Annotated in this window: 20 protein-coding genes; 19 read left to right on the top strand and 1 reads right to left on the bottom strand. The window is 65.8% G+C overall.

Annotated elements, in window-relative coordinates:
- Positions 1–100 precede the first annotated feature (100 nt).
- From E3T50_RS15465 to pilO, 19 genes are all read left to right on the top strand, one after another.
- Entirely contained in the window at positions 101–1,243 is a 1,143-nt protein-coding gene (locus E3T50_RS15465) for a serine/threonine-protein kinase (protein ID WP_134553238.1), read from the top strand.
- The gene (locus tag E3T50_RS15460) at positions 1,243–7,332 is read left to right on the top strand and encodes an Ig-like domain-containing protein (protein WP_134553236.1); all 6,090 of its coding nucleotides are present in this window, start codon (positions 1,243–1,245) and stop codon (positions 7,330–7,332) included. Before E3T50_RS15465 ends, E3T50_RS15460 begins: the two co-directional genes overlap by 1 nt.
- A gap of 19 nt (positions 7,333–7,351) precedes the next feature.
- Positions 7,352–8,317: an AAA family ATPase gene (locus E3T50_RS15455; protein WP_134553234.1), complete on the top strand. Its 966-nt coding sequence runs from the start codon at positions 7,352–7,354 to the stop codon at positions 8,315–8,317.
- Complete coding sequence (locus E3T50_RS15450) at positions 8,314–9,720, top strand: DUF58 domain-containing protein (protein ID WP_134553232.1); 1,407 nt, start codon at positions 8,314–8,316, stop codon at positions 9,718–9,720. Before E3T50_RS15455 ends, E3T50_RS15450 begins: the two co-directional genes overlap by 4 nt.
- The gene (locus E3T50_RS15445; RefSeq protein WP_134553230.1) at positions 9,717–12,344 is read left to right on the top strand and encodes a transglutaminase domain-containing protein; all 2,628 of its coding nucleotides are present in this window, start codon (positions 9,717–9,719) and stop codon (positions 12,342–12,344) included. The genes E3T50_RS15450 and E3T50_RS15445 overlap by 4 nt, the downstream gene beginning before the upstream one ends.
- Positions 12,345–13,565, top strand: coding sequence for a DUF5684 domain-containing protein (locus E3T50_RS15440; protein ID WP_134553228.1), 1,221 nt, complete (start codon positions 12,345–12,347; stop codon positions 13,563–13,565).
- A gap of 3 nt (positions 13,566–13,568) precedes the next feature.
- Positions 13,569–14,435: a PP2C family protein-serine/threonine phosphatase gene (locus tag E3T50_RS15435; RefSeq protein WP_134553226.1), complete on the top strand. Its 867-nt coding sequence runs from the start codon at positions 13,569–13,571 to the stop codon at positions 14,433–14,435.
- Entirely contained in the window at positions 14,422–15,201 is a 780-nt protein-coding gene (locus E3T50_RS15430; protein WP_166784330.1) for a hypothetical protein, read from the top strand. The genes E3T50_RS15435 and E3T50_RS15430 overlap by 14 nt, the downstream gene beginning before the upstream one ends.
- A gap of 192 nt (positions 15,202–15,393) precedes the next feature.
- On the top strand, positions 15,394–17,061 hold the full coding sequence (locus tag E3T50_RS15425; RefSeq protein ID WP_134553222.1) for a GspE/PulE family protein: 1,668 nt from the start codon (positions 15,394–15,396) through the stop codon (positions 17,059–17,061).
- Between the two features lie 19 nt (positions 17,062–17,080).
- The gene (locus E3T50_RS15420) at positions 17,081–18,418 is read left to right on the top strand and encodes a type IV pilus twitching motility protein PilT (protein WP_277612670.1); all 1,338 of its coding nucleotides are present in this window, start codon (positions 17,081–17,083) and stop codon (positions 18,416–18,418) included.
- Positions 18,415–19,644 (top strand): type II secretion system F family protein, encoded by a 1,230-nt coding sequence (locus E3T50_RS15415; RefSeq protein WP_134553220.1) that lies wholly within the window; start codon positions 18,415–18,417, stop codon positions 19,642–19,644. The genes E3T50_RS15420 and E3T50_RS15415 overlap by 4 nt, the downstream gene beginning before the upstream one ends.
- Before the next feature lie 137 nt (positions 19,645–19,781).
- The gene (locus E3T50_RS16465) at positions 19,782–20,195 is read left to right on the top strand and encodes a type II secretion system protein (RefSeq protein ID WP_198418004.1); all 414 of its coding nucleotides are present in this window, start codon (positions 19,782–19,784) and stop codon (positions 20,193–20,195) included.
- Between the two features lie 175 nt (positions 20,196–20,370).
- On the top strand, positions 20,371–20,727 hold the full coding sequence (locus E3T50_RS15405; RefSeq protein WP_134553218.1) for a hypothetical protein: 357 nt from the start codon (positions 20,371–20,373) through the stop codon (positions 20,725–20,727).
- Entirely contained in the window at positions 20,724–21,326 is a 603-nt protein-coding gene (locus tag E3T50_RS15400) for a prepilin-type N-terminal cleavage/methylation domain-containing protein (RefSeq protein WP_134553216.1), read from the top strand. Before E3T50_RS15405 ends, E3T50_RS15400 begins: the two co-directional genes overlap by 4 nt.
- Complete coding sequence (locus E3T50_RS15395) at positions 21,314–22,735, top strand: pilus assembly PilX N-terminal domain-containing protein (protein WP_134553214.1); 1,422 nt, start codon at positions 21,314–21,316, stop codon at positions 22,733–22,735. Before E3T50_RS15400 ends, E3T50_RS15395 begins: the two co-directional genes overlap by 13 nt.
- A complete protein-coding gene (locus E3T50_RS15390) occupies positions 22,728–23,585 on the top strand; it encodes a prepilin peptidase (RefSeq protein WP_134553212.1) in 858 nt (285 codons plus the stop codon). Before E3T50_RS15395 ends, E3T50_RS15390 begins: the two co-directional genes overlap by 8 nt.
- 25 nt (positions 23,586–23,610) lie before the next feature.
- The gene (gene pilM, locus E3T50_RS15385) at positions 23,611–24,660 is read left to right on the top strand and encodes a type IV pilus assembly protein PilM (protein WP_134553210.1); all 1,050 of its coding nucleotides are present in this window, start codon (positions 23,611–23,613) and stop codon (positions 24,658–24,660) included.
- A complete protein-coding gene (locus E3T50_RS15380) occupies positions 24,657–25,325 on the top strand; it encodes a hypothetical protein (protein WP_134463302.1) in 669 nt (222 codons plus the stop codon). Before pilM ends, E3T50_RS15380 begins: the two co-directional genes overlap by 4 nt.
- A 2-nt stretch (positions 25,326–25,327) precedes the next feature.
- Entirely contained in the window at positions 25,328–26,020 is a 693-nt protein-coding gene (gene pilO / locus E3T50_RS15375) for a type 4a pilus biogenesis protein PilO (protein WP_134553208.1), read from the top strand.
- Positions 26,021–26,072: 52 nt separating this feature from the next.
- Here pilO and E3T50_RS15370 read toward each other — a convergent pair whose 3' ends face one another.
- Positions 26,073–26,933, bottom strand: a complete 861-nt coding sequence (locus E3T50_RS15370; RefSeq protein ID WP_134553206.1) for a type II secretion system F family protein — start codon at positions 26,931–26,933, stop codon at positions 26,073–26,075.
- Positions 26,934–26,935: the final 2 nt, after the last annotated feature.

The raw sequence follows: 26,935 nt of genomic DNA, 5'->3' as shown, positions 1-26,935 counted from the left end.
GCGGTCGGGCGCCATTGTTAAGCTTGAATCCTAGATCAGCCGCGTCTTTGCGAGTGAAAACACAGGCGCACTACAGAACCAATGCAGGTCGGGGGCAGCGATGGGCAGGCGACTCCCTTCTTCTCCGCCCGTATTGTCGGGCTACACCTACGTACGCCCCCTCGGCACCGGCGGGTTCGCCGACGTTTTTCTGTTCGAACAGAACATGCCCCGGCGTTCCGTGGCCGTCAAGGTCCTGCTGCAGGACATCGTCGACGACAACGTGCTGCGCTCGTTCAACGCCGAAGCAGACGTCATGGCGCGACTCAGCTCGCATCCGTCGATTCTCACCGTCTACGACGCGAGCATCTCGGCCGATGGTCGCCCGTACCTCGTGATGGAATACTGTCCCGGCTCCTACTCGTCTCGCGGGCGTGCGGAACCGCTGCCCGTGGCAACAGTGCTCAATGTTGCCGTACGAATTGCCGGCGCCCTCGAGACAGCCCACCGCTCGCAGGTGCTGCACCGCGACATCAAGCCGTCGAACATTTTGACCACCACCTTCGGCGGCCCGGTACTGGGCGACTTCGGCATCGCAGCGTCGCTCGCCGGTAACGCCCAGGGCGAACTGTTCGCCATGTCGCTGCCGTGGAGCGCCCCCGAGGTCGTCGACGAACGCACCACCGGCACGGTCGCGACCGAGGTCTGGTCGTTCGGTGCCACCCTGTACTCGCTGTTGGCCGACCGCGCCCCGTTTGAGTTGCCAGCAGGCTCGAACGGATCGCGCGCGCTGCAGCAGCGCATCGGCCGAGCCAAATACACCAGCATCGGGCGGGCGGATGTTCCCGCCTCCCTAGAGAGCGCCCTCGCCCGCATGATGAGCCGCGACCCGGCCGCCCGCCAGGTGAGCCTGCTCGAATGCGCCTACGACCTGCAGCGCGTGGAGCGGGACCTCGGACTGCCCCTCACCGCGCTCGAGGTGGCGGACGAAGCCTGGGCATCCGCTGGTTCCCCCATCGACTTTGACAACCTCGAGTCCCGTGGCACCGTCATCTCCGATGTCAGCATTCCCACGCTGCGCCCGGGCCCCCAGCGCAGCATTCGCCGCCCCGCCTCGCATACCCGCGAAGGCACCCTGCCCGACGGGGGCGACGCCGGGCGTAGGCAGTTCTCCCCGCTTGTGCTGACTCTGCTCCTGGCCGGTGCGGTCGTCATCGGCGGCGGCGCCACGGTGGGCGCGCTGCTGATAGCCGGGCTGATCTGATGGCCCGCAAACGGGCTCGTCGCCTCCTCCCCGCGCTGTCGAAAGCGCGCCTCAAGGTCATTCGCATCGCCGCGGTGGCCGCGATCGGCGCGCTGCTGGCCACCGTGGCCATCGTCGTCGATGGTTTCGACGTGAAACAGACGCCGGTCAACGCGAGTTCGATCTGGGCCTTGCAGAGCGGCGACGGCAACCGGTACGCCCGCATCAACACCGACCTGGGCGAACTCGACACCGTGAAGTCCGTGCCGGCACCGAGCGAACTGGTGCAGACCGATTCCACCGTGCTGCTCTACGCGCAGAACAACGAAAAGGTCGTCGACGTGAGCCTCGCCGCGCCGATCGACCTCGGTGACAACGCGGCCGACTACGACAGCACGCCGGCCGGTACCCGAACCATCGTGTCGTCGAGCTCGTGGGTCGGCTACCTCACGAGCGCGGGAACGGTCTTCGCCGGTGCGGTGGGCGCGACCGAGGCGCCCCGCCCGGTGAACCCCGACGACGCGGTAGCCGAGGGCGACACCCCGCACGCCTATCGGTCCGACGCGATCGCGATCACCCCGGACGGTGTGCTCTACAGCTACTCAAGCGAGGCCGAGAGCGTGCTGAGCTTCGATATCGCCGGCGACAAGATTCTGCGGCGTGACGCCGTCATCGACGGTCCGGCCGAACCCGAAAGTCAGCTGAGCGTGGTCGGCGAGACCTGGGCGCTGCTCGGCGCGGCCGGCGACGCACTGTGGCTGGCCGGCCAAAACGCACCGACCCCGACAAACCTGAGTGAACTGGCCGTGCTGCAACGCCCGAGCGCGACCGCCACCGACGTGCTCATCGCCGACCAGACCGGCCTCGTCTCCTTTGCGCTCGCCGACGGTGCCCGCACCGAACTGGTCGGCGACTTTGAAACGGTGCTCGGCGCCCCCGCCGCTCCGGCGCCCTTTCGAGGAGAACGCTACGCGGCCTGGCTGCCCGCCACCGGCACCGGCGGCACCCTGTTCAGCGAGAGCGCCGGCGAATCGATGCTCAGCTACGGGGCGGTCACACCGAACGGCGACGCCACCCCCGCGTTTCGCGCCAACGAATCGCTCATGATTCTCAACGACACCCGGAGCGGATGGGTGTGGACCGTTCCCGACGGAGCCCTCGTCGCCGGTTCCCAGGACTGGACCCTGGCCGAAGACTCGGAACCACAGCGCCAGGATGACGTCGAAGAAGCCGCCTCGCCCGCCGAGCCCAAGGCTCCGATCGCCGTGCCGGATGCCTTCGGCGTGCGCCTCGACCAGCTCGTGCCGCTGCCGGTCCTGCTCAACGACCACGACGCCAACGACGACGTGCTCAGCGTCGTACCCGCCTCGGTCACCGGCCTCGACCCCGCATTCGGCACGGTCACCGTCACCGATCAGAACCAGGCGCTCGCCGTGCAGGTCGCCCCCGGTGCTCGCGGCTCGGCAACCTTCAACTACGCCATTACCGACGGTTCGCGCACCGGCGGCCTCGATTCTGCGTCGACCACGGTCACGCTCACCGTGCACGGCGACGACGTGAATTCTGCGCCGGTCTGGTGCGGCACCGACGGCTGCCTGCAAGACTGGCCGAGCCCCGAGGTGCGACCGGGCGGAACCGTGACCGTTCCGGTGCTGCCGGGCTGGGTCGATCCCGACGGCGATCCGATCTTCGTCGCATCCGCTCGGAATACCACCGATACCGGTTCGGTCAGCGTGACGCCGGCCGGCGTGCTCGTGTACCAGCACCCCCAACAGGCCGAGCAGGCCGTGCAGTCGACCGCGATTCTGGTGCGCGTCTTAGACATTCACGGCGCCGGGGCCGACAAGGTGCTCACGATTGCGGTCACACCGACCCCACGGCTCACGGCCGTACCATTTGCGCTGCTCGCCTCGGTGAACGAGCGCCTCACGGTGAACCCGGCCGAATACGTTTCCGGCGCCGCCGGCTTGTATCGCATCACGTCGGCCACGATCCCGACGAGCGCCGACGGATCCACCGTGGGCATTTCCGCGAACGGCACCGCCTTCGACTTTGCCTCGACCGTTGTCGGCAACTACACGGTCAGCGTCACGATCGCCGACGAGGTGAGCGAGGTCGTGTCGCTCGTGCGCATTTCGGTGCTGAGCGCGGATGCGCAGGCGCTCACCACCTCCCCGGTGACGGTTTTCGTGCGGCCAAAGGCCGACACCAGTGTTGACGTCTTCACCGCCGTCTCCAACCCGGCCGGCCGGGTGCTGCTGCTCGGTGAAGCCATCCCCGAGACCGTCCTCGGCGCCTCGCTCAGCGTCGACGTGGTCGGGCAGAACATTCTGCGCGTGCGCGGCTCCACCGCCGATGAACGGCCCGGCAAGCTCGGCACCGTGCGGTACACCGTGTCGGACGGCACCGAAAACCCGCTGTACACCGTGCGCGGCGAGGCCACCGTGTACCTGCTGGGGCCGTCCGTTCCGCAGGCTCCGATCGCCATGAACGACCGCGTGTCGGTGCGCGTGGGCGCCCAGGTCGACATTCCGGTACTGATCAACGATGTGGCGCCAGACGGCAACATCGTGATACTCAACGCCGAATCGGTGCAGAATCGCAGCGAGCGCGGCCTTGCCTTCGCGGCCGGCGCCGAGCTGCGTTACCTCGCCCCCGGCGAACCGGGCAGCTACGAACTCGCCTACAGCGTCTACACCGCGGGAGCGCCGGAACTAATCGACTCGGCCGTGGTCTCGGTCGAGGTGCTCGCCGACGGCGACAACACGGCGCCGCAGCCGCACACCCTCTTCGGTCGGGTGCTGTCGGGGGAGTCGACCGAGATTCCCTTCGACAGCTTCGGCGTCGACCCCGACGGCGATACCGTCGTGCTCGATGGGGTGCTCACCCAGCCGGCCCGCGGCACGGCGTCGATCAATGCCACCGGCGACGCCATCGTGTATTCGAGCCCGCTCGACTATCACGGCGCCATCGAATTCCAGTACCGGGTGCGCGACAGCGTCGGCGCCACCGCCCTCGCCCTCGTGCGCATCGGAGTGCTCGACCAGCGCTCCAATCCGAGCCCGATCACCTTCAGCGACTACGTCGAGGTGCAGGTCGGAGCCAGTAACCAGGTCGTCGTCTTTCCCGCAGCCAACGACATCGAGCCGGGTGGCGGCAGCCTGACCCTGAGCACGGTCGCCCCCGACGCGGCGGCCGGTACCGCCGAGTTCGACGCGCTGGCGCAACGCATCGACTCCGTCACCGACGAGCATGTGGTGTTCACGGCCGGCACGGAGCCGGGCTTGCTCACTTTCGTCTACTCGGTGACCAACGCCAACGACGACGTCGGGCAGGGCCTCATCGTGGTCAAGGTGGTGCGCTCGTGGGTTCCCGACTATCCGGTCGTGCTCGACACGACGCTGGCCTCGGGCGAACGTGACATGCTCCCCGCTGGCGTCGACGTGGTCACCGACAAGGTGTCCTGGAACTCCGGTGACGTCTCCGGCCTCACCCTGAGCTTGTGGGGCCGCCACCCCGGCCTCGAAGTATCAGGCTGGAAGATCAGCGGCAGGGTCCCCGACGAGGGAGTGCTCGCCCCGTTCGCCCTGACCGGGCTGAATTTTCAAGGTGTCGAGGTGACCACCTACGGGTTCCTGCGCATTCCGGCGAAGGATGTGATCATCCTCTCGCTCAAAAAGGGCAGCGCCCCGCAGAGCGTGCGGGAAGACGCCTCCGTCACGTTCGACATGAAAAGCCTCGTGTCGATTCCGGCCGGAACGACGCTGGAACTGCAGCGCACGGGCGTCCGCTCGTCGGGGGAGCGCGGCAACGCGACCTGCACCTACAACTCCGACACGACGGTCACCTATGCGGCCGGATCCGATGCGCCGTGGACCGACTCCTGTACGGTGCCGGTGCGCATCGACGGGCAGGAGGACTTCACTCAGCTGGTCATTTTGATCGTGGTCGAGCCGCTCGACCCCCAACCAGAGCTGCGCCCGGCGGCGCTGACCGAGAGCCCAGGGGCCGACGCCTTGCGCTACGATCTCAGCCACATGGTCGAGTGGCAGGGCAAGGGCGCCGTGCCGGCCTTGACCTTTGCCATCGACTATTCCTCCGACCAGTTCAGCGTGACGCAGGACGGCGCGATTCTCACGATCGGTGTCGCCGACAACGCCGTGACCGGGCGTGAGGCTGCCGTCACGGTGAGCCTGTCGAGCCATCGTGCGGCGTCTCCGGCGGTACTCTCCCTCAAGGTGGGGCCGGCGCCGAGCGAACTGCCCAAGGGCGGCACCGTGGCTACGACCTGCACCCAATCGTCGGGATCGGGCTGCTCGATCGCGGTCGTCGGTACGGCCGGCGAGGTCAACCTCTACCGTGGCACCCCGCTCGTGCTGGTCGCCGTCAGTGCTCCCAGTACCTGCGTCGGCGTGTCGTTCGCGGTCGAGAATTCGCGTAACGTGCGGGCCACCTGGTCGGGTGACACCGCCGGCGGGGTATGCGAGGCGAGCTTTGTGGTGCGCGACGCCCAGGGCAAGCTCAGCGCCGGAAGCCGCGACGGGTCGGTGACGGTTGACCTGCGGGGCTACCCGAAAGCGCCGAACGCGGTGGCGCAGATCGCCTACGATGACCGAGCAATCACCCTCTCGGTCAGTCCCGGCGCTGCCAACGCCGCCTACCCGGCCCTGGCCGGCTTCAACCTGTACCGCAACGGTGCGTCGGTCGGCCGCTGCGACACGTCGGGAGACTGCGGCGTGATCCGAACGACCGCGAATGGCCAGAAAGACCGCTACGAAGCGAAAGCCGTGAACGCCGTCGGTGAATCGCGCACCGCCGTCAACGTGACGGCCTGGTCGTATGACACGCCCGGCATGGGCCAGCTCACGACCGAACCGGTCTTCCAGCAGGGCATCACGAGCGCGTCGACCGGTGCCGTCTCCGTGACGATCGAGAACAACGACCCATCAACCAACCGCTACAGCGTCAACGGCAGGGAACAACGGGTACAGACGCCCGGTACCGGAACGACCGAACTCACCCTCGCGCTCGGTGTCGGCAACCAGACCGTGGTCGTGACCCCCCTCAGCCGGGACGACCAGCCCGCTGGCAGCGGCCCGACCGAGGAGACGACGTCTCAGGCCGTGCGCGTTGCCGGATCGCCCGCGATTACCAGTGCCGGTTCGCTGAGCTCGCAAAACCGGTCGATCACCGTGCGAGACGCCCGGTTTGACGCGAATTCCAGCACACTGCCAGCAGACGTGCTGTACGTCGCCTCGCTCACCGAGGGCGCAATCTGCAGACTCACTCCGGCCGGCTTCACCTCGGCTGGAGCGGCCACCTCGGACGACCCCACAATCGGCAACCTCGCCCAGCATAAGAAATACTTCGTGACGCTCTGCTATTCCAACGGCTACGGCGTCACGTCGGCCACCGCCGGATCGATCACGACGTGGCAGGCGCCGGCAGCCCCGGGCGACAGCGAGTACACCTACCTGGTGGCGCCGCCGGCCAATGGCCAGTACCTGATCGAGGCGCCTACGTCGTCGGCGCCGGTGCCGACCGGCTTCCAGACCGACTTCGAGCGCTTCGACGAGACCACCGGCTCGACCGTTTTCGGCGCCGACCCTGGCATCCGCGTGCGGTACTGCCTGAGCGCCGATTCAACCCTGTGCAGCGCGTGGTCGACGGTCACGGCAGCCGACCCCAACCGCGCCTGGCAGGTGGAGTACGCGGTGCCGAGCCTGAATAACAACGGATGCGTCGCTGGCGGCACCCTCGCAGTCGCCGTGGACGCGACCTCCGCCGGACTGGCCAGGGCCCGGGTCACCTCCGCCTTCTACAACGTGCCGGATGAAAACGGGCCGCGCTGGAACGAGTACCCGGGCGCGGTGGCTCCCGCCGGGGCCACGCAGGTCAAAGACGTGGCCTGGACCATCACCTGGCACGCGCCCGAAACCTCAGGCCTAAACGAAGTAGCCGGCACGACCACACCGACCCCCGTCGACTGCACGTCCAACCTGCCGAAACCGTCCCCGAAGCCGTCTCCGTCTCCGCAACCGTCTCCGACAGCGTCTCCATCTCCGTCTTCGACACCATCGCCGTCTTCGACACCGTCTCCGTCTCCGTGACAATGAAAGAGCTACACACATGACAATCACCCCGGAGCAGTCAGACTGGTTCGCCGCGACCTTCACGATGATGGTCGACAACGTGGAGCAGGTCGTTCTCGGCAAGCGCCACGTGATCGAACTCGCCTTCACCGCAATGGTCAGCGAAGGCCATCTGCTGCTCGAGGACTACCCGGGCACCGGCAAGACCTCGCTCGCCCGCGCCATGTCGCAGACCGTGCAGGGCGTCTCGACCCGCATCCAGTTCACCCCCGACCTGCTGCCCGGCGACGTGACCGGCATCACCGTTTACGACCAGAAGACCGGCGAGTTCGAGTTTCACAGCGGACCGATCTTCGCCAACGTCGTGCTCGCCGACGAGATCAACCGGGCCAGCCCCAAAACCCAGTCGGCGCTGCTCGAAGCGATGGAAGAGGGCAACGTCACCATCGACGGCGTCACCCGTTCCACCGGGGTGCCATTTCTCGTCATCGCCACCCAGAACCCGATCGAGCAGGCCGGTACCTACCGGCTGCCCGAGGCCCAGCTCGACCGGTTCATGATGAAGGCCTCGCTCGGCTACCCCGACCTCGCCGCGACCATTCGCATCCTCGAGGGCACCGCCGACGTGCGCCACGAACTCGCCCCCGTCATCACTCCGCAGGCGCTCGTGAGCATGAGCGACATCGCCCGCGGTGTGTTCGTGAATCCGCTCGTCTACGACTACATCGGCCGCCTGGTGGAGGCCACCCGTCTGGCCCGCCAAGTGCGCATGGGGGTCAGCGTGCGTGGCGCGCGCGCCCTCACCAAGGCCGCCAAGACCTGGGCCGTGGCGCACGGCCGCGCCTTCGTCACTCCCGACGACGTGAAGGCCCTCGCCGATCGGGTGCTGGCGCACCGGATGGCGCTCGAACCCGAAGCCGAGTTCGACGGTGTCACCGCGAGCGCCGTCATCGGTCAGATTCTGCTCGACGTCGTCCCGCCCAGTCGGAGCGACCTGGCGTGAGCTTTCACACCGAATCGCGCCAGTCGCCCACATCGAGGCCGGCGCGCCGCGACACCCAGACCAGGTCTGCCACGCACACCCGGTACTCCGCGACGCACACCAACTACTCGGGGCGCACGAGCAAATCGACGACGTCGACCCTGGTTGGCGCGGTGGTGCTCTGGATGAAGGTCGCGCGCGCTGTGCGAAACGGTGTGCAGGCATCCGTTGAATGGATCGGCGAAACGGTCACTCCGGCCGGCTGGGTGGTGGTCGCGGCCGCGATCGTCTTGCTGCCGCTCGGCCTCGTCTTCGGCTGGACCGAGCTGATCGTGACCGGGTGTGTGGCGGTCGCCCTCGTTCTGCTCTCGCTGCCGTTTTTGGCCGGGGGCCGCGCCTACCGCGTGGACTTCGTGCTGCCGGCCGACCGGGTCGTAGCCGGTACCGAGGTGCTCGGCACCCTCACCGTCACCAACGTGTCCAAGCGCCTCGAGCTGCCGGGTCGCGTCGACGTTCCCATCGGCAAGGGTCTGGCGGATGTCTACGTGCCGCTGTTGCGCTCCGGCCAGGTGCACGAGGAGCGGGTGCGCGTGCCCGCCTACCGCCGCGGCGTCATCGATGTCGGCCCGGTCACGACCGTGCGCAGCGACCCGCTCGGTGTGCTCGGCCGCTCACGGCCCTGGGCCGACGTCAACCGCCTGTTCGTGCACCCGGTGACCGTGTCGATTCCGAGTACGAGCGCCGGTTTCGTGCGCGACCTCGAGGGCAACCCCACGAGCGACATCGTCGATTCCGACATCTCCTTTCACGCCATTCGCGAGTACGCGCCCGGCGACGGGCAGCGCCACATCCACTGGAAGTCCACCGCGAAGACCGGCCAGCTCATGGTGCGGCAGTTCGAAGAAAGCCGGCGCTCGCGCCTGGCCATCGTGCTGAGCCTGAACGCCGCGGAATATGCCTCGGAGGACGAGTTCGAAATGGCGGTCAGCGCGACCGGCTCGCTCGGTGTGCGTGCCATCCGGGACGGTCGAGACCTGGCCGTCGTGGCAAGCGCGGAGATCCCCGGCATCGTGCGCCGCAGCATCCGTTCGGTGCGCAGCCTGAGTGTCGTGTCGACGCGTACCCTGCTCGACGACCTCACCGCGATCGCGGTGAGCCCGCACGCCATGAACGTCGAAGACGTCTGCGAGCTCGCATCGAGCGTGGTGCCCGATATTTCCATCGCGTTCGTGGTGTGCGGCTCCACGATGACCGCGCGGCGTCTGCAGGCGCTCACCCTGAAATTCGCCGGGAACGTGCAGGTCGTCGCCGTGCTGTGCAACCCCAACGAGCAGCCGAGCTTTCGCGACCTGGCCGGCACGAGCGTGCTGACCATCGGCGTGCTCGACGACTTTCGTTCCCTGCTCAGCCGCAGAGCCGCATGAGCGCCTTCGAAACGCCCGTCGCTGGCCGACCCGTAACCGGCGTCGTGCCGACGGTTCGTGCGCGCCGGGCACCCGGCGGCCGCCGTGCCCGAGCGATCAACGCCCTGTTCGTCGTGGCGATGATGCTCGTCGCCGTCGGCGCGGCCTGGCCGATCTATCAGGACTCCAGCTACCTGATCATGGCGGCCGGCGCGATTGCGGCCGGTCTGGTGCTGGCCTGGCTCGGTGCCCGCCGCGGCTGGTCCTGGTTCACCATGCTGCTGAGCGTGCTCGGCACGTACCTGCTGCTGGGCGTTCCGCTCGCGGTGCCTGCCGCACTGTTCAGCGGATCGACGGGCGTGCCGAACGCTCTCGGCGGTCTGCTCGATCTGGTGACGGCCACGGTGTTCAGCTGGAAAGAACTCGTCACCATCCAGCTGCCGGTCGGCTCCTACCAGACCCTGCTCGTGCCGGCCTTTCTGCTGTTTCTCGGCGGCAGCACGCTCGCCCTGTCGCTGGTCTGGCGCGGCGGGCGACTCTTCGCCCTCGCCGTTCCCCTGATCTTTGCGGTGCAACTGTTCGGGCTGCTCTTCGGTTCGAGTGCCGTGAGCATTCCGCTGACCGTGTTCGGTGTCAGCGTGCCGGCACCGCGCGAAAGCCTGATCGGCCTCGCCGCGTTGCTGCTCGCCTTCGGCTTTCTCGCCTGGCGCACCCACCTGGCCCGCAGCGAGGCGCTCGACCTTGCCGCCCGCACGAGCGGGGTGCGGCGCACGCCCGGCGGTCTCGGCGGTCGCCTGCGCCGGGCCGCCCTCGCCGGGGGCGTTCTCGTGCTCGCCGTCGGCGTCACGCTCGGCGGGCTCTCGATGGCTGCCGCGACGCCGGCCCGTGAGGTGCTGCGCAGCAGCATCGATCCGGCCGTCGAACTGCGCGAATACGTCAGCCCGCTCAGCCAGTACCGGGGCTACTTCAGCGCCGAACAGTACGACAAGGAACTATTCACGGTGACCGGCGCGGCTGTCGAGAACGGCACGGGGTCGCGTGTGCGCCTGGCCGTGCTCAGCTACTACGACGGCGAGGTCTTTCGGGTTATGAACCCCGCCGCGGGCGAACGAGACCAGGCCACCGCCTTCGCCCGGGTGCCCCACGCGCGCGGGGCGACACCGAACAGCGTGTCCACCGGGTTCAACATTGCCGGGTACACCGGCGTCTGGATGCCGGGGGCCGGCGCGCTGGCCAGCATCCGCTTTGCCGGTGACCGGGCCGGTGACCTGAGCGACGGATTCTTCTACAACGCGGGTACGGCATCCGCAATTCAACTCAACGCCCTCGCCCGCGGTGACCGCTACACGATCATCTCGCAGCAGCCAGCGGATGCGACGGCCCTGGCCGGCGTCACCCGCCCGGCCGGTGACGCCATCGACGAGACGCTCATTCCGCAGAGCCTGAGCGACTGGGTCGACGCCCAGGCCGTCACGCGCGATGGCGCCGGACTGGCCGAACTCGTCACCCGCCTGCGCGAGCGCGGCTACCTCAGCCACGCCCTGACCGTGCCGGCCGTGGACTCCTGGACCGCCGACCTCGGCGACTACCAGTTCTCGCCCAGCCGGTCTGGACACTCGGTCGCCCGCATCGACGCACTGTTCACCGCCCTGCTCGAGAAGCAGAACAGCACGACCGCCACCGAGAATTCCCAGCTCGTGGCCGCCATCGGCGACGACGAACAATTCGCCGTCGCCACCGCCCTGCTCGCTCGCCACCTCGGGTTTGAATCCCGGGTGGTGGTGGGCTTCACCCTCGATGCGGCGGGCGCTGCAGTTTCGGGCGCCCCCGGCGCCTGCCCGCAGGGCGTCTGCTCGGGGCAGAACCTCGCCGCCTGGGTGGAAGTGGCCAGCGCCGACGGCAACTGGGCCACGGTAGACGTGACCCCGCAGTTTCAGAACCCACTGTCGCCCATGGACGACGCGACCCGCGACCCGCAATTCAACACCGAGGTCATCGCGGAGGGCGCCACCGAGCAGCGTGCTCCCGAAGCTGATCCGACCAGCGGCGAAGACCAGCAGGAACAGGACCCGGTCACCGCCCCCGACCTCGCCTGGCTGTTCGCGGCCCTCAAGATTGCCGGCATCAGCCTGGCCACGCTGCTCGCAATCAGCACCCCGTTCCTGGTCATTCTCGGTGCCAAACTCAAGCGTCGCCGTGACCGGGCCCGTGCTGCCACCGTCTCGGCCCGGTTCGCCGGCGGCTGGGACGAATACATCGACGCCGCCGTCGACCGCGGCCTCGCCGACCAGGGCAGCATGACCCGGGTCGAGATCGCCGCGCACTACCAATCGGTCGGTGGCGCGCACCTGGCGACCCTGGCCGACCGGGCCGTCTTTGGGGCGACCCCGCCGCGTGCCGCCGAGAGCGATGCCTTCTGGGCCCTCGTCACGGCCGAACGCGCTGGGCTCGCGGCGAGCGGAACCCGGCGCCAACGGCTGCGCGCGGCCATCTCGCTGCGCTCCTTTTCTCGGCTAGCGGATGCCCGCCGACTCTACACTTTTCGACCCAGCGCATCTCGACGCGACGTCACCACCGAGCGCCTGAACCGGCGCGACACGAACAGAATGGGGGAGCGGTCGCCCACCAGCGGCCGCGAATCATAAATGGATGAATCATCTGGAGCGATGATCGCGATCATCATGGTGGTCCTGCTGTTCAGTGTCGGCGTCTACGTCGTCTCGTCGATCGCCCTCGGCAAGGTCTTTGTGAAGCTCGGGGAGCAGGCCTGGAAGGGCTGGATTCCGATCGTCAACAGCATCACCCTGTTCGAGCTCGGTCGGTATTCGGCCCTGTGGGTGCTTGGCCTGTTCATACCGGCCGCAAATCTGGTGGCCCTCGTCGTCTTCATCATGGCGGTCAACAACGTCAATCGACGGCTGGGCCACGGCGGCGGGTTCACCCTGCTCTGCCTGGTGTCCTTTCCCCTCTGGGCCGGCGTGCTCGGATTCGGCAGGTCCGTAGACACCGGCTGGATGCCCGCGACCGCCGCGACCGGTTACGTTCCGTTTGTCCCGGTGACGCCGCTGTCAATGATGTTGGCAGCATCCGCGCCGGCGGGCCAAAGCGTCATGACGCCGACGCCGCCACCGCTGGCAGTGCCTCCGCTGGCAGTGCCTCCGCTGGCCGAGCCGCCCCTGCCCCCGGCCCGGCCCCCCGCAGTGCTGGAGACCGCACCTTTGGTACCTCCTGCTTCTCCCGCACCGCCGGCCGTGCGTGGTCTGCCCACCGGGCCGCCGCCGTTCTATGTGAGCGCCCGGCCTGTTCCACCAGCCGTCTCCGAGTCGTCCGCACCGCCCGCGGCAACGGATGCCTCCGCGGTCGCGGCACCGCCCGCGGCACCTACCGCTGCCGGAGGCGCGACCGCTCCGTCTTTTCCGGCGCACGCCGCAGCATCCGTCAATGAGGCCGCATCCGCCCCTTCCGTCGCCCTCGACTCGGGCGCCGAAGCCGACGACGATGACCTCGACCAGACCATGATCGTGGTGCGTCGTATGAAGCCGTGGACCCTCGAAACCGAACACGGCCTGAAGGTCTCGCTCACCAAACCGGTCGTGCTCCTCGGGCGCAACCCCGTGCGTGACGGCGCACACGCCGACGCGCAGTTAGTACTGCTGCACGACCCCGGAAGGACAGTCTCGAAGACCCACGCCCGCCTCGACTTCGTCGAGGGAGCCTGGGAAATTCACGACCTGCACTCGACCAACGGCATCGTGCTCATCGACGGCGGCGGCATCGAGAACGAGCTCGATGCGGGTGCGACCGCGCCCCTGACCGACCGGTTCCTGCTCGGGGAACTCGCGGCGCGCATCTACCTGGAGGCCTGAGCCATGACCCACCTTGCCGACCAGCGAGTAACCAGCGCTGAAGTGTCGCTGCGGTACGGCGCGCGCACCGACGTCGGCCGCAAGCGGAACGAGAACGAAGACTCCCTGCTGGCGGCGTCTCCGGTGTTCCTCGTCGCCGACGGAATGGGCGGGCTCGAAGCCGGCCACCGCGCCAGCGCCGCCGTGATCGCCGAATTTCAGACCTGCGTCGCCGGCACCGGCGTTCTGGCTGGCGACGTGGTGGCCGCGGTGGAGCGCGCCCACCGCGCGGTGCGCGTCGTGTCGGATTCGACCGGGCGCGGCGCCGGCAGCACGCTGACCGGTCTCGTGCTCATCGACCACGAGGATGCCCCGCACTGGCTCATCGTAAACGTGGGCGACTCGCGGGTCTACCGTTTGCACGGCGGAAACTTGCAGCAGCTCACGGTCGATCATTCCCTGGCCCAGGAACTCATCGACGCCGGGTCCCTGCTCAAAGCGGATGTCGCCACCTTCGCGCGCAAGAACGTCATCACCCGCGCCATGGGCGCCGACAACAGCAGCCCGGACTACTGGCTGCGCCCGGTCGTGACGGGCGAACGCCTGCTGGTGTGCTCCGACGGACTCAGCGGCGAACTCTCCGACGAGAGCATCAAGGCCAAACTGACCCTCGGCGGCACCGTTCAGCAGACGGCTGACATGCTGCTCGCCGGAGCGCTCGAACACGGCGGGCGAGACAACGTGTCGGTGATCGTCATCGATGTCATCGCTGGCGGGGTCAGCTCGTGGCACGGCGTCCCGATCGATGGCGACGATCATGCGCATATCGGAGACACCCGCACCGACGACACCCGACCGGTGCAACGCGTGGCCCGCCATGCCGTCCGGTGACCCGCGACGCCCGGCCTCGGTGCCAGCGCCCGAGACGGCCGACGACCTCGACGAGGCAACCCGCATTGTTCGCCGAGGCGCGCCGCGCCATGGCGCTTCGGTGCCGGCGCCAAGTAGCGAGTCCAACCAACCCGCTGAACCCGACGACGACCAGACGCGAATCGTGCAGCGCACCACCGACGAACACACCCTCGTCGTGGAAAGAAAGTCCGCGGCGAGCGGCCCAGGTGAGGCATCAGAAGCTCCCAGCGACGACGCAGATCCAACCGATGACTCCACAGTGCGTTCTTCCCGGGACAGCACGAGCAACGACACGCTCCTCAGCGGTCGGAGGGCGGCGTCAGCCGCACCCACTCCCGTCGTCGACGCACTGCAACGCCGCTACGAGCCGCCACAGGTGCGGAGCGGGTCGAGTGTGCGCTATGCGGCGCGGCCGGCCCCGGTCATCGCCGAAGCACCGGCATCAGCATCAGCCTCAGCCTCAGCATCAGCCTCAGCATCAGTATCAGTATCAGTATCAGTATCAGTATCAGTATCAGTATCAGTATCAGTATCAGTATCAGCATCAGCATCAGCATCAGCACCAGCCAACACGCCCGATCTGGCTCGCATCGCGCTCGCCGCGGCGGCCGCCCTCATCCGGCAGCGTACCCTGGCCAAATCTCGGCGCCGTCGACGCCTCACCCTGACCGCGATCGTCACGAGCACCCTCCTGGTGTTGCTCGGGGCGGCAACCTTCATCGCGTTCGCCATCACGACCTGGTGACAGCAGGCCCATTGTGCAATACCTTTCACGGTGCGCATAACACCCCCGAAAGGGGCCGTGGGAAGGGGGTGTGGGCTGGCTGGTTGAGGTAGCCTAAGGATCTATCGATAAGCCCCCAGTGCTCACAGGTGTAGCGGCCACGCCGTGTGTGTTTTGGCAGGTTTCCGCAGCAGATTGACCCGGGGGATGGTTGTGCCAAGCCTGACCGAGATTCTCATTTTGCACGGCCTGCTCCCGATCGAGCATCTCGACTCACTCGCGGTCGGTGACCCCGCCGATGAGAAGGCCGTGCGCGCCCTCGTAGACAGTGCGGTGATCACCGAGCTGCAATTCGCCAGGGCTCGGGCCGAGCAAGCCGGGCTGCCCTTCGTGGAGCTCATCGACTATCCTGTCGACCGGCTGGCCATTTCCAAGGTGACCGCCGCAGTCTGCCGTCGACACGAAATCCTGCCGATCGCCATCGAAGACGGCCGCCTGGTGCTGGCGATGGTCGACCCCGGCAACGTCTTCGCCCTCGATGACGTGGGCGAAGCGGCACGCATGCGCGTGGCCCCGGTCGTCGCCGAACGCGGAGACCTGCTCGCGGCGATCACCCGCCATCATCGCGCCGATGACGAGCTCAGCAACCTCACGACCACCCTCGAGGAAGAGAACGCGCCCGAGGCCGTCACCATGGGCGGCCCCGAGTCAACCGATGACTCGGCCCCGATCGTGCGATTCGTGAACCTGCTCGTGAGTCAGGCCATTCAGGACCTGGCTTCCGACATTCACATCGAACCCGGCGAACACAGCCTGCGGGTGCGCTACCGCATCGACGGTGTGCTGCACGAGATGCAGACCGCACCCAAGAATATCCAGAACGGCGTGATCTCCCGGCTCAAGATCATGAGCGACATCGACATCGCCGAGCGGCGCAAACCGCAGGACGGCCGCATGACGGTGCGTCACGCGGGCCGCCAGATCGACCTGCGCGTTGCAACCCTGCCCACCGTGTGGGGCGAAAAAGTCGTCATGCGTATTCTCGACAACTCGAACACGACCCTGGACGTGCGCGCACTGGCACTGCTCGAGCACAACTTCGAGGCCTACCAGACCTCCTATTCCAAGCCCTACGGCATGATTTTGATCACGGGTCCGACCGGCTCGGGCAAGTCGACCACCCTGTACACCACCCTCGGCGCGGTCGCCCGCCCCGAGATCAACGTGATCACGGTCGAAGACCCGGTCGAGTACCGCATGGCCGGCATCAACCAGGTGCAGGTGAATCCGAAGGCGGGGCTCACCTTCGCGAGCGCCCTGCGTTCCATCCTGCGCAGCGACCCGGATGTCGTTCTGCTGGGTGAAATCCGCGACCACGAGACCGCGCAGATCGCCATCGAGGCCTCGCTTACCGGTCACCTCGTGCTCTCGACCCTGCACACCAACGACGCGCCGAGCGCGATCACCCGACTGACGGAGATGGACATCGAGCCGTTTCTGGTCGGGTCGGCGCTGGACTGTGTGGTTGCCCAACGTCTGGCCCGCCGCCTCTGCGACCGCTGCAAGGCTCCGGCCGAACACGACTCCGAACAGCTCGCCCGGTTGCGCTTCACGTTCGACCCCGGGCAGCCGCTGCCGCAGACTTTTCTGCCGGTAGGCTGTGCGCACTGTTCCAAGACCGGTTACCGCGGCCGCATCGCGGTGCACGAGGTAATGACGGTCACCGAAGAAATCGAGCGGATGGCTGTCGCCCGTGCCTCCAGTTCTGAAATCGGCCGCACGGCGCGCGAGCAGGGAATGATCACCCTGCGCGAGGACGGCTGGATGAAGGTCCAGATGGGTTTGACCTCGATCGAGGAAATTTTGCGAGTTGTCGCATAGTGCACAAGGGGAGTTTTGCGTGAGCCAGCCAATTTATGACATACCATTTTCGCCAGCGGGGGATTCTGCGGCGGGGTGGAATCCGGCGGAGGACGATCGCCCCCATGGTGGCAATGAAGCGCCAGACCTCGTGGCGCAGCCGGAGGCTCACCCGGCTCCGGCCGACGGCGCGGGCGGTCGCCGGGAACATCGACGATCTGGCGGTGACGAGGTCTCCGACCTCGACCTGCTGAACGCGCTATCCGGGGTTCTCGACCTCAACGCCTCCGACCTGCACATCACGGTCGGCGCGCCCCCGAGCATCCGGGTCGATGGGAGCCTTCAACCCATCGAGGGCTCCACCCGCTGGATGGGCGATAAGGTTACCTCGGCGCTCTACAGCATCCTCTCGCCGAAACAGCGCGCACAGTTCGAGGAAGAACTCGAGCTGGATTTCGCCTACACGGCGGGTGGCGCGCGTTTTCGGGTGAATTATTACCATCAGCGCAATTCCATCGGCGCGGCTTTCCGACTGATCCCGCGCGGAATCAAGCAATTGAAAGAACTGGGGGTTCCCGATTCGGTGTCCCAGTTCGCGAAACTGTCGCGCGGCCTCGTGCTGGTGACCGGACCAACCGGATCGGGCAAGTCGACGACCCTGGCCGCCCTCATCGACGTGGTGAATCGCACGCGCGCGGAGCACATCGTCACGGTGGAAGACCCGATCGAGTTTCTGCACCAGCATCAGAAGTCGATCGTCAACCAGCGTGAGGTGGGGCACGATACGCACAGTTTCGCATCCGCGCTCAAGCACGTTCTGCGTCAAGACCCCGACGTCATCCTGATCGGTGAGCTGCGCGACCTGGAGACGATCTCGGTGGCGCTGACCGCGGCCGAGACCGGCCACCTCGTGTTTGCGACCCTGCACACGCAGTCGGCGGCTCAGACCATCGACCGCATTATCGATGTCTACCCGCCGCATCAGCAGGGGCAGGTGCGCACGCAGCTGGCCGCGACCCTGCGGGGCGTCGTCTGTCAGGCCCTGGTCAAGAAGGTGGGTGGTGGTCGGGTCGTGGCCACCGAGATTCTGGTGACGACCCCCGCCGTGTCGAACCTGATTCGCGAAGGTAAGACGTATCAGGTCGCGTCGTCGATGCAGGCCGGTCGTGCGCTCGGGATGCAGACCCTGGACCAGCACCTGGCCGAGCTCGTCAATGACGGTCTAATCACCCGACAGTCGGCGGAGGAGAAGGCGCAGGATCTCGAGGGGCTGGCGCAGCTCATTCGCCGGATCGATGTGTCCGACCCTGCGGCTAATCCGATGCTCACCGGCGGGATCGACTTCGGTGACTCCTTCTCCCCGCGGGATACCCAATGACGATCAGCCTGGCCTACGCCTATAAGGGACGCAACGCCGCGGGCAAGGTTGTGAAGGGGCGAGTAGATGCCCCGTCGCAGAGCGTGGCCACGACGCGCGTGCGCACCATGGGGCTGTCGCCGATCTCGGTGACTGAGGTGGCGGTGGGCACCGGGCTGAGCATGGAGATCAAGATCCCCGGCCTGGGCAAGGGGATCGGACTCAAAGACCTCGCAATTATGAGCCGGCAGATGGCGACGATGACCTCGGCCGGCTTGTCGTTGCTGCGCACCCTGAACATTCTCGCCGCGCAGACCGAGAACAAAGACCTGGCGAAGATTCTCACGACGATCCGCAACGATGTGGAGACCGGCATTTCGCTGTCGGAGGCGCTGGAGAAACATTCCATCGTCTTTCCGCCGATCATGATCAACCTGGTCAGGGCCGGCGAGACCGGCGGATTCCTGGAGAGCTCGCTCAACTCGGTGGCCGCTAACTTCGAAGCGGAGGGAAAGCTGCGCGACACCATCAAGTCGGCCATGGCCTACCCCACCATCGTGCTGATCATGGCCGTGCTGGCCGTGATCGGCATGCTCACCTTCATCGTGCCGGTGTTCGAGAAGATGTTCGCCGGTTTCGGCGGCGAGCTGCCGCTGCCCACCCAGGTGCTGGTGGTGCTGTCGAAGGCCATGGTGTGGCTGCTGCCGGTGCTCATCGTAGGCGGAATCGCATTCACGATCTGGTGGCGTAAGAACAAGAACACCGAGCGGGTGCGCAGGGTCGTTGACCCGCTCAAGCTCAAGCTCCCCGTGTTTGGCCCGCTTTTGACCAAGCTCGCTATTGCGCGCTTCAGCCGCAACTTCTCCACCATGATCGGCGCGGGTGTGCCCATTTTGCAGTCGCTCGCGATCGTGGGGGAGACCTCAGGCAACTGGGTGGTGGAGTCGGCGCTGCGCAAGGTGCAGGAGTCGGTGCGCGAGGGCAAGTCGATTGCCGGTCCGCTCAGCCTTGAGCCGGTCTTTCCGGCAATGGTGACGCAGATGATCGCGGTCGGGGAAGATGCCGGTGCCCTGCAACAGATGCTCGGTAAGATCGCGGACTTCTACGATCAGGAGGTGCAGGCCACGGCCGAGCAGCTCACCGCACTGATCGAACCGCTCATGATCGCCTTCATCGGTGTCGTGGTCGGTGGCATGATCGTGGCTCTTTACATGCCGATGTTTAGCATTTTCGAGTACATCAAGTAGTCTCCCCAAAAGTGGGGGTACGGCGCTGCAATAATTTCCTAGAAATAGTGGCTTAAAGCACTATCAGTCACCATATGCTCATCGTGGGGGCGATAAGGAGCCCTTTATCGGCCACCACACAGCGAAGAGGACTTCACATGACCAGCTCCATCACGGCTGCGCTTGCCCGCAAGCGTTCAGAACTCGGCAAGAAAGAAAAGGGCTTCACCCTGATCGAGCTCCTCGTCGTCGTCATCATTATCGGCATCCTCGCTGCGATTGCTGTTCCGATCTTCCTCGGCCAGCAAGCATCCGCAAAGGGAAGCGCTGTCGAGTCGGCTATCGCGACTGCGAAAGTGAATGTTGTCTCTGGGATAGTGAAAGGGGATGCGTTCCCGACTGCGGTCGCATCTGGCGATTCGAAAGTGACTCTCACTATCAGCGGAACTGTGGCAGCTTTCTGCATCCTTGGAAAGCACAGCGACCTCACTGCAACGACGGATTCGTGGGCTGCGGATGACAAGAGTGGCGTCATCAAGGGCAAATGCACTGGCAACGTTGCGACTCCGTAATCGCACCGTAGTCCACGCTCGTTCGTGACTGGGTGGGGTGCCAGTTTTGATGTCGCCCCATCAAATCGCTTTGAGATTTGCTCTCTTGAATAGGTGAATCATGAGGATACGTAAGCCGGTTCGCCGCGTCAGAGTATCAGAATCTGGCTTCGGTCTAATTGAAATCGTTATTTCGATGTTTCTTCTGGGTTTACTCGCCGTGGCCTTCCTACCGCTCCTCATCGCTTCCATGCAGACGACCGTTCGTAATTCGACGATCGCCACCGCGACACAGCTCGTCGGACAACAACTCGAACAGGCCCGATCGGCCGGCGATACCTGTGTTGCATTGAGCGTTTATGGCAGCGTCACGCCTCCCGCTGTTACCGATTCCCGCGGAGTGCGCTATCGGCCGACACGAACCGTGGGGGCTTGTTCTGTGCTGCTCACGGACTACCCGAAAACGGTTAGCGTGAAGGTCACAGTGTCCATGGTCGGCTCCGCGCAGCCGCCGGTGACCGCGGCGACCCTCGTCTACCTGCGGGCGCCATGAAGAAACTTATCAGCACGCTCGCAGAACGCCGATCCACCGAAGCTGGCTTCACGCTCGTCGAGCTCCTCATCTACTCGGTACTCTCCGTTGTTGTTCTCCTGATTGTCGGCGGGATCCTCATCAACTCGCTCAGAGTTGAGCGCTCCGTGCGAGAGGCCAGCCAGGCCAGTAGCGCCGGTCAGCTGGTGGCGTCATCCGTTAGCCTCGGTGTGCGTAATGCCAGCGGTATCTGGCAAAGCGCTCCCGGGGTCGTCCCACAGATTCTTATGGTGCGCACGGTCGGTTCGGCGGAAACTCCGAACTGGCGTTGCCAGGCATGGTCCTACGACAACGGGGAAGTTCGCACCAAGTACTCCACCGGGGCGATCTCAATGATCCAGACCTCGACGTCGGTGAAATCGTGGATGATCCTGGCTGAGGGCGCGCAACCGCTTATTGTTGCCGCGGTCCCCGCTCCAGTGTTCACCGTGGCCGGTCGGCGCGTCGACCTTGCGCTCGACATGAGCACCGGCGCAGGGCGGCCGGTGCTCATCAGTACGTCGTCGGTCAGCAGGCAGCCGACCACATCGATAGGAGGGCTGCCCACATGCTTCCCATAAAACGACTATGCGTCATTTATCGCGATGAGCGGGGCAGCGCCCTCATGGCCGTTCTCGGCGTCATGGCCGTGACCGCGATCGTGGGCATGACTCTCACCGCCGCGTCGATCAACGCGCTCAGCGTCACGAGCTCAACCCGCGCGTCGGTGCAATCACTGGCCGCGGCCGAAGCTGGCATCGACGTTGCTCTCACGGCATTGCGAACCGCGGGGGGTTGCACGGCGGGAGACAACGGTATTTTGGTGTTCGCTCCTGTCGCCGGCGTTCCGATATCCAAAATCCTGATCAAGCCCAATAACAAGAATGGCTGCCCCGACATCGCATCCACGTCGGTGCGCATCACCTCCACCGGGTCGGCGGTTAATTCGGGCGTCGCCGGGGCTACCTCGGGTGACAAATCGACCGTCGAGGTTCTTTATTCGTACGACCAGATCGTGGTGCAGGTGCCGATGGCGGGTGTCGCGGTTTATGCCTACAAAGTCGACGGGGTCCTGAAGAAATTCGTGCTGTCGTCGGGCGACAATAGCGTGGCCACATCCGTCATGATCAAAACGGGTGACGTGGAATGCACCAATAACGCGAGCATCGGTGGCGATCTCGTGCTCGGCGACGGTAGTGCAAAACTCGATATGTGCGACGTTGCCGGCTCGGTGCATGTGTCCAAGGATGCAGTGGTGAACAAGAGCAAGATCGGCGGAGACGTCAAGGCATCCGGGATCGCGACGGTTACTGACTCCGTCGTCACCGGCAGCATTCAATCGGGACCGACCGTTCCCGCTCCCATCGTGCCGGGTTGGGTTGACGTTGGTTTCAACCCGCTGACCTGGACCGCTCGAGGTTACAACGTTGTTGACTGGACGGGATCGTGTGCCATCTCGAAGGCGTCAACTGAGTGGGCAAACATCAAGAACTACACCTCGAAGACCGTCATTAACTTTCTTTCCAAATGCCCGCTTACTGCGGTGACCACGAGCAACAACATGGACAACGTGGCGCTGAGCGCTGATATTGTCTTCGTCGCCAAAGAATTCAAGTTCGACAGGCTCTATTTCTCGGCGGCGGCCGCCCGCCAAGTCTCGTTCATCGTGCCCGATGACCTGCCCAATCGCGCGCCGACATGCGTTCCTCCGCCCCTGCTCACTGGCGGTATCACGCTCTCGAACGAGGCGGATTTCGGCAGTAATATTTCTGCCATGATCTATACGCCCTGCAAGGTCTACAGCGACCGGAACGGGTTTCGCGGGCAGATCTACGCCGGAGAAGTCGAGTTCGGCCAGCAAGCGCAGCTCGTATTCGTTCCCGTGGGTATTGCCGGAGTCGACCTCACCGAAGGAATAACGGTCCCCAGGATCTCGGGGGCGGCCCTCGGTGAATTCTTGAGTCGGCGGGAGATGGTGCCGGTTGGCTAGCTTTGCGGTCATCCTCGCTGCCACAATCGGTTTGCTGATCGGGTCGTTTTTGAACGTCGTGATCTACCGGGTGCCGGCCAGGCGATCCATCGTGTCGCCGCCCAGCGCGTGCGCCAGCTGCGGTGCACGCATCCGCCCGTGGGACAACGTGCCGGTGATCTCCTGGCTGGCGTTGCGCGCCAAATGCCGCGACTGCGGGGAGCGAATCTCGATCCGGTATCCGCTCGTGGAGCTCGGAACCGCGGTGTTCTTCGGGGCTGTCGCCTGGTGGGTGGTCACCAGCAGCGGCTTTGGCTCGACCGGCATGTTGGGCGTGGTCTCGATTAGTTCGACCGGTGCGATCATTGGGATTGCCGTCACCCTGGTGGTGTTCCTCTATCTGGCCGCGGTGAGCGTTGCACTGGCCATGATCGACCTCGACACCTACACGCTCCCCAACAAGATCGTCGTGCCGGCCTACCCGGTGAGCGCGGCTCTGTTGGTGACGGCCGCGCTGCTCCTCGGCGAGCCCGGCCGGTTAGTCCCCGCGGTAATCGGCGGCGCCGCCCTGTTCGCCCTCTATCTCACTCTGGCGCTCCTGTACCCCGGCGGAATGGGTCTTGGCGATGTGAAGCTGGCCGGAGTGCTCGGCCTCTTCCTGGGTTTTCTGGGCTGGGGGCCGTTGGTCGTCGGCGCGTTCTCCGCGTTCCTGCTCGGTGGGGTGTTTAGTCTGGTACTAGTCATCACGCGGCGAGCAAACCGCAAGAGCAGCATCCCCTTCGGCCCATGGATGCTCGCGGGGGCGTGGCTCGGAATCTTCGGCGGCGAGCAGATTGCCGCGGGCTATCTCGCGCTGTACGGACTGACATGACGGCAACATCAGTAAGGAAAACGCAATGACTGCAAGTGTCGTCGGGATCGATATCGGCAAGGGTTCCGTGCGCGCGGTCGAGTTGAGCAGTTCGCGCCAGGACAAACCCACGATCGTGCGCTATCACCAGGTAGAACTGCCGGTGGGTGCGGTGAATCGCGGCGAGGTGCTTGAACCCAATACCGTCGCGGCCGCGCTCAAACAGCTGTGGTCTGCCGGCGGTTTCAAAACCAAGCGGGTGGTACTCGGCATGGGCAACCACCGTGTGCTCGCCCGTGAGCTGACCGTTCCCAAGACCTCGATGAAACTCATCCGTGAAGCATTGCCTTATCAGGTGCAAGACCTGCTTCCCCTTCCGGTTGCCGACGCGCTCCTCGACTTCTACCCGCTCTCTGAGAGCGCGGGTGACACCGGGCCACAGGTCAACGGTCTCCTGATTGCCGCTGTCAAAGAAGCCGTGCTCGGCAACGTTCGGGCCGTAGAACTGGCGGGGCTGACCCCCATTGATGTCGACCTCATTCCGTTCGCTCTTAGTCGAGTCACCCGCCGGGGAGAAACAACGGATGGTGCCGTAGTGCAGATTGACGTCGGCGCGGGCACCACCAGCGTCGTTATCTGCGTTGCAGGTGTGCCGCAGTTCGTGCGCTTCATTCCGACCGGCGGCGGCGATCTCACCCAGGCCCTCGCCGACCGGCTCGTCATTGACCTGGCAGAGGCAGAGACGCTGAAGAGATCGCTGGGCCTTGCCGCCACGGGGAACGTGTCAGAGAATCCGGCGGCGGCGATTATTATTCACGAGGTCACCGTTGAGCTGCTCAATAGCCTGCGAAACACCGTCAACTACTTCATCAATACGCGCAACCAGGTGAGCGTCACGCGCATCGTACTCACCGGCGGTGGCGCACAATTGCACGGCTTTGGCGAAGCGCTTGGCGAGATGACACGGATTCCGGTCTTCGTCCCGGATGCAGTGGGAACCCTCTCCCTCGGCCGGGGAGTCGACGCGAGTGCCCTCAAGAGCACCATGGGCACCTATCTCGTTGCACTGGGCCTGGCCCTGGGAAGCAAGGCATGAGCCGGCACAGCGGCGTCGATGACCTGGTCATCGGCGGGGAACCGCGAGTCGACCTCCTGCCGCCGGTCGTCAAGGCCCGGCAGAAGGCCAAGACCCTGCGCAAGATCCTGGGCGCATCCGTCGTTGCCGTGGTCATAGTGGTCGGGGCCGGCGTGGCCGCGGCCAGCTGGCAGGCCAGCGTGAGCCGAGAACAACTTGCCGTGACCCAGGCGCGAACGGCCGAACTTCTTCTGGAACAGACAAAGTTCGTCGAGGTTCGCACGGTGCAAGATGAAGTGGATGCGGTCGGCGCTGCTCGACAGATCGGTGCGTCGACCGAGGTGGACTGGCAAGGCTACTTCGCGGGCGTTCGCGCAGTCATCCCAGCGGACGTGACCATCGATTCGCTCGCGGTCGACTCGGAATCGCCGCTCGTGGCGTACGGTCAGCCCGAGGCGCCCCTGCAAGAGGCGCGAATCGCGACCCTGGTGATCGGTCTGACCAGCCCGAGCCTGCCCACGGTACCCGAGTGGCTGAACGCGATCAAGACACTGCCCGGCTACGCGGACAGCACGCCCGGTTCGATAACCCAGAACGAGACCGGGGCATACCTGGTGACTCTCACCGTGCACATCGACGAAGGCGCGCGTTCAAACCGCTTCGCCGTCGCCGCGGAAGGAAAATAGTCGTGAACGTGAATAGATTATGGGTTCTCGGCGCCGTGCTGCTGATGTCCGTTGTCGCCCTCATGGGGTGGTCGCTCGGTATCTCTCCGAAGCTCGGCGAATCGCGTGATGCCGCGGCCGAGCGGGTAGCCGTGGAGGCGCAGAACACCAGCTACGAGCTCCAGCTCGCCACGCTCAAGCAACAATTCGAGAGCATCGATGGTCTCCAGGTTGACCTGGCCGACCTTCGGGAGTCCGTTCCGCAGGGCGCGAACATTCCCCAATTCGTGGGCCAGCTCGACTCGATTGCCCTCCAGAACACTGTGAAGCTCACGACGATCACGGTCAGCGACGCACAGTCCTACGCAGCAGCGCTGGCGACGACAGCTGCGCCAGAGGCTGCGCCGCCTGCCGAGGGTGCTGCCGCTGCGGCTGTGCCTGCCGAGGATGCCGCCGCTGGTGCTACTGCGGCTGCCGACGCTGCCGTACCGGTTGCCCCGGTTGTGACTCCCGCCGACAACCTCATCGCCATTCCCATCTCCCTCTCGGTCGAGGGCGGCTACCAGAATGTGCTCGACTTCATTAGTGGTCTGCAGCAGGGCGAGCGGCTCGTGACGGTCAGTGCGTTCGGTACCACAGCCACTGCGGACGCGCCCGGCATGGTCACCGGCACCATCACCGCTCTGATCTACGTGCTTCTGAACGGCGCCGCGTAGCCCCACGCGGGTGGCGCGTCAATTCGAACGGCAAGCAGATGGAGCCGGGCGCCTACGAGAAGGCTTTGACCATACTGAGCACGGCGGGTGTGAGCAGCACGATGAACAACACCGGCAGGATGCAGAAGATAAGCGGGAACAGCACCTTGACCGGGATCTTCATCGCCTTCTCCTCGGCCCGCTGGCGGCGACGCAGTCGCATTTCCGCCGCTTGCACCCGGAGCACGTCGGCGATTGCGATGCCATAGGTATCGGCCTGGATGACGGAGCGCGTGAACCGGCGCAGGTCCGGTGACGAGGTGCGCGCGCTCAGTGATTGGTAGGCGTCCTTGCGTGCGCGGCCAATGCTCATGTCCTGCAGGGTGCGAACGAATTCCTCAGCGAGCGGCCCCTTGCCGTTCGTCGCTGCCTTGACCATGGCCGCCTCGAAGCCGAGGCCCGCCTCCACAGCAATCGTCATCTGGTCGAGGGTGTCGGCGAGGGCGAGCTGAATCTTCTCCTGCCGCTCTTGCCCCCGACTTTGAATGAGCAGGTCGGGCACGAAGAAGCACAGCACCGTGAGCGCGCCGCCGAGCCCGAACCGTAGCAGGACCGGGTCGCCGCTGATCCACAACACCGCGAGGAGCGCACCGCAAGCGGCCAGGATCAGCTTCGCAATGAGGATCTTGTCGATGGTCCACGCTGGTGGCCGCCCGGCGAGTGCGAGTCGATGATCGAGCATGCCGAGATAACCCTTGGGGGCGGCGTCGCGCACGCCCGTGATGAACGAACCGCCAGTGAAGACCGAACCCGCGGGTGCGCCGGTGCCTGCGGTGACCTCGCGCGGCTCGCGACCGCCGACCAGGATGCCGACGAGAGCTCCGAGCCCGCCGGCAACGGCGAGGGCGGCGAGGATGGTTATGAAAGGGGGCATGG

This window comes from Cryobacterium gelidum (assembly GCF_004403985.1).
GTDB lineage: Bacteria > Actinomycetota > Actinomycetes > Actinomycetales > Microbacteriaceae > Cryobacterium > Cryobacterium gelidum.
The sequence above is the reverse complement of the archived record's forward strand: the minus strand, read 5'-3'. Positions and strand labels throughout refer to the sequence as shown.

What these genes read in the sequence shown, in the direction of transcription:
- E3T50_RS15430 (WP_166784330.1), top strand. Translation starts at nt 14,422, where the DNA reads ATGCCGTCCGGTGACCCGCGACGCCCGGCCTCGGTGCCAGCGCCCGAG.
- E3T50_RS15465 (WP_134553238.1), top strand. Translation starts at nt 101, where the DNA reads ATGGGCAGGCGACTCCCTTCTTCTCCGCCCGTATTGTCGGGCTACACC.
- E3T50_RS15460 (WP_134553236.1), top strand. Translation starts at nt 1,243, where the DNA reads ATGGCCCGCAAACGGGCTCGTCGCCTCCTCCCCGCGCTGTCGAAAGCG.
- E3T50_RS15405 (WP_134553218.1), top strand. Translation starts at nt 20,371, where the DNA reads ATGTTTCTTCTGGGTTTACTCGCCGTGGCCTTCCTACCGCTCCTCATC.
- E3T50_RS15445 (WP_134553230.1), top strand. Translation starts at nt 9,717, where the DNA reads ATGAGCGCCTTCGAAACGCCCGTCGCTGGCCGACCCGTAACCGGCGTC.
- E3T50_RS15415 (WP_134553220.1), top strand. Translation starts at nt 18,415, where the DNA reads ATGACGATCAGCCTGGCCTACGCCTATAAGGGACGCAACGCCGCGGGC.
- E3T50_RS15435 (WP_134553226.1), top strand. Translation starts at nt 13,569, where the DNA reads ATGACCCACCTTGCCGACCAGCGAGTAACCAGCGCTGAAGTGTCGCTG.
- E3T50_RS15440 (WP_134553228.1), top strand. Translation starts at nt 12,345, where the DNA reads ATGGATGAATCATCTGGAGCGATGATCGCGATCATCATGGTGGTCCTG.
- E3T50_RS16465 (WP_198418004.1), top strand. Translation starts at nt 19,782, where the DNA reads ATGACCAGCTCCATCACGGCTGCGCTTGCCCGCAAGCGTTCAGAACTC.
- E3T50_RS15395 (WP_134553214.1), top strand. Translation starts at nt 21,314, where the DNA reads ATGCTTCCCATAAAACGACTATGCGTCATTTATCGCGATGAGCGGGGC.
- E3T50_RS15380 (WP_134463302.1), top strand. Translation starts at nt 24,657, where the DNA reads ATGAGCCGGCACAGCGGCGTCGATGACCTGGTCATCGGCGGGGAACCG.
- E3T50_RS15370 (WP_134553206.1), bottom strand. Translation starts at nt 26,933, where the DNA reads ATGCCCCCTTTCATAACCATCCTCGCCGCCCTCGCCGTTGCCGGCGGG.
- E3T50_RS15400 (WP_134553216.1), top strand. Translation starts at nt 20,724, where the DNA reads ATGAAGAAACTTATCAGCACGCTCGCAGAACGCCGATCCACCGAAGCT.
- E3T50_RS15455 (WP_134553234.1), top strand. Translation starts at nt 7,352, where the DNA reads ATGACAATCACCCCGGAGCAGTCAGACTGGTTCGCCGCGACCTTCACG.
- pilM (WP_134553210.1), top strand. Translation starts at nt 23,611, where the DNA reads ATGACTGCAAGTGTCGTCGGGATCGATATCGGCAAGGGTTCCGTGCGC.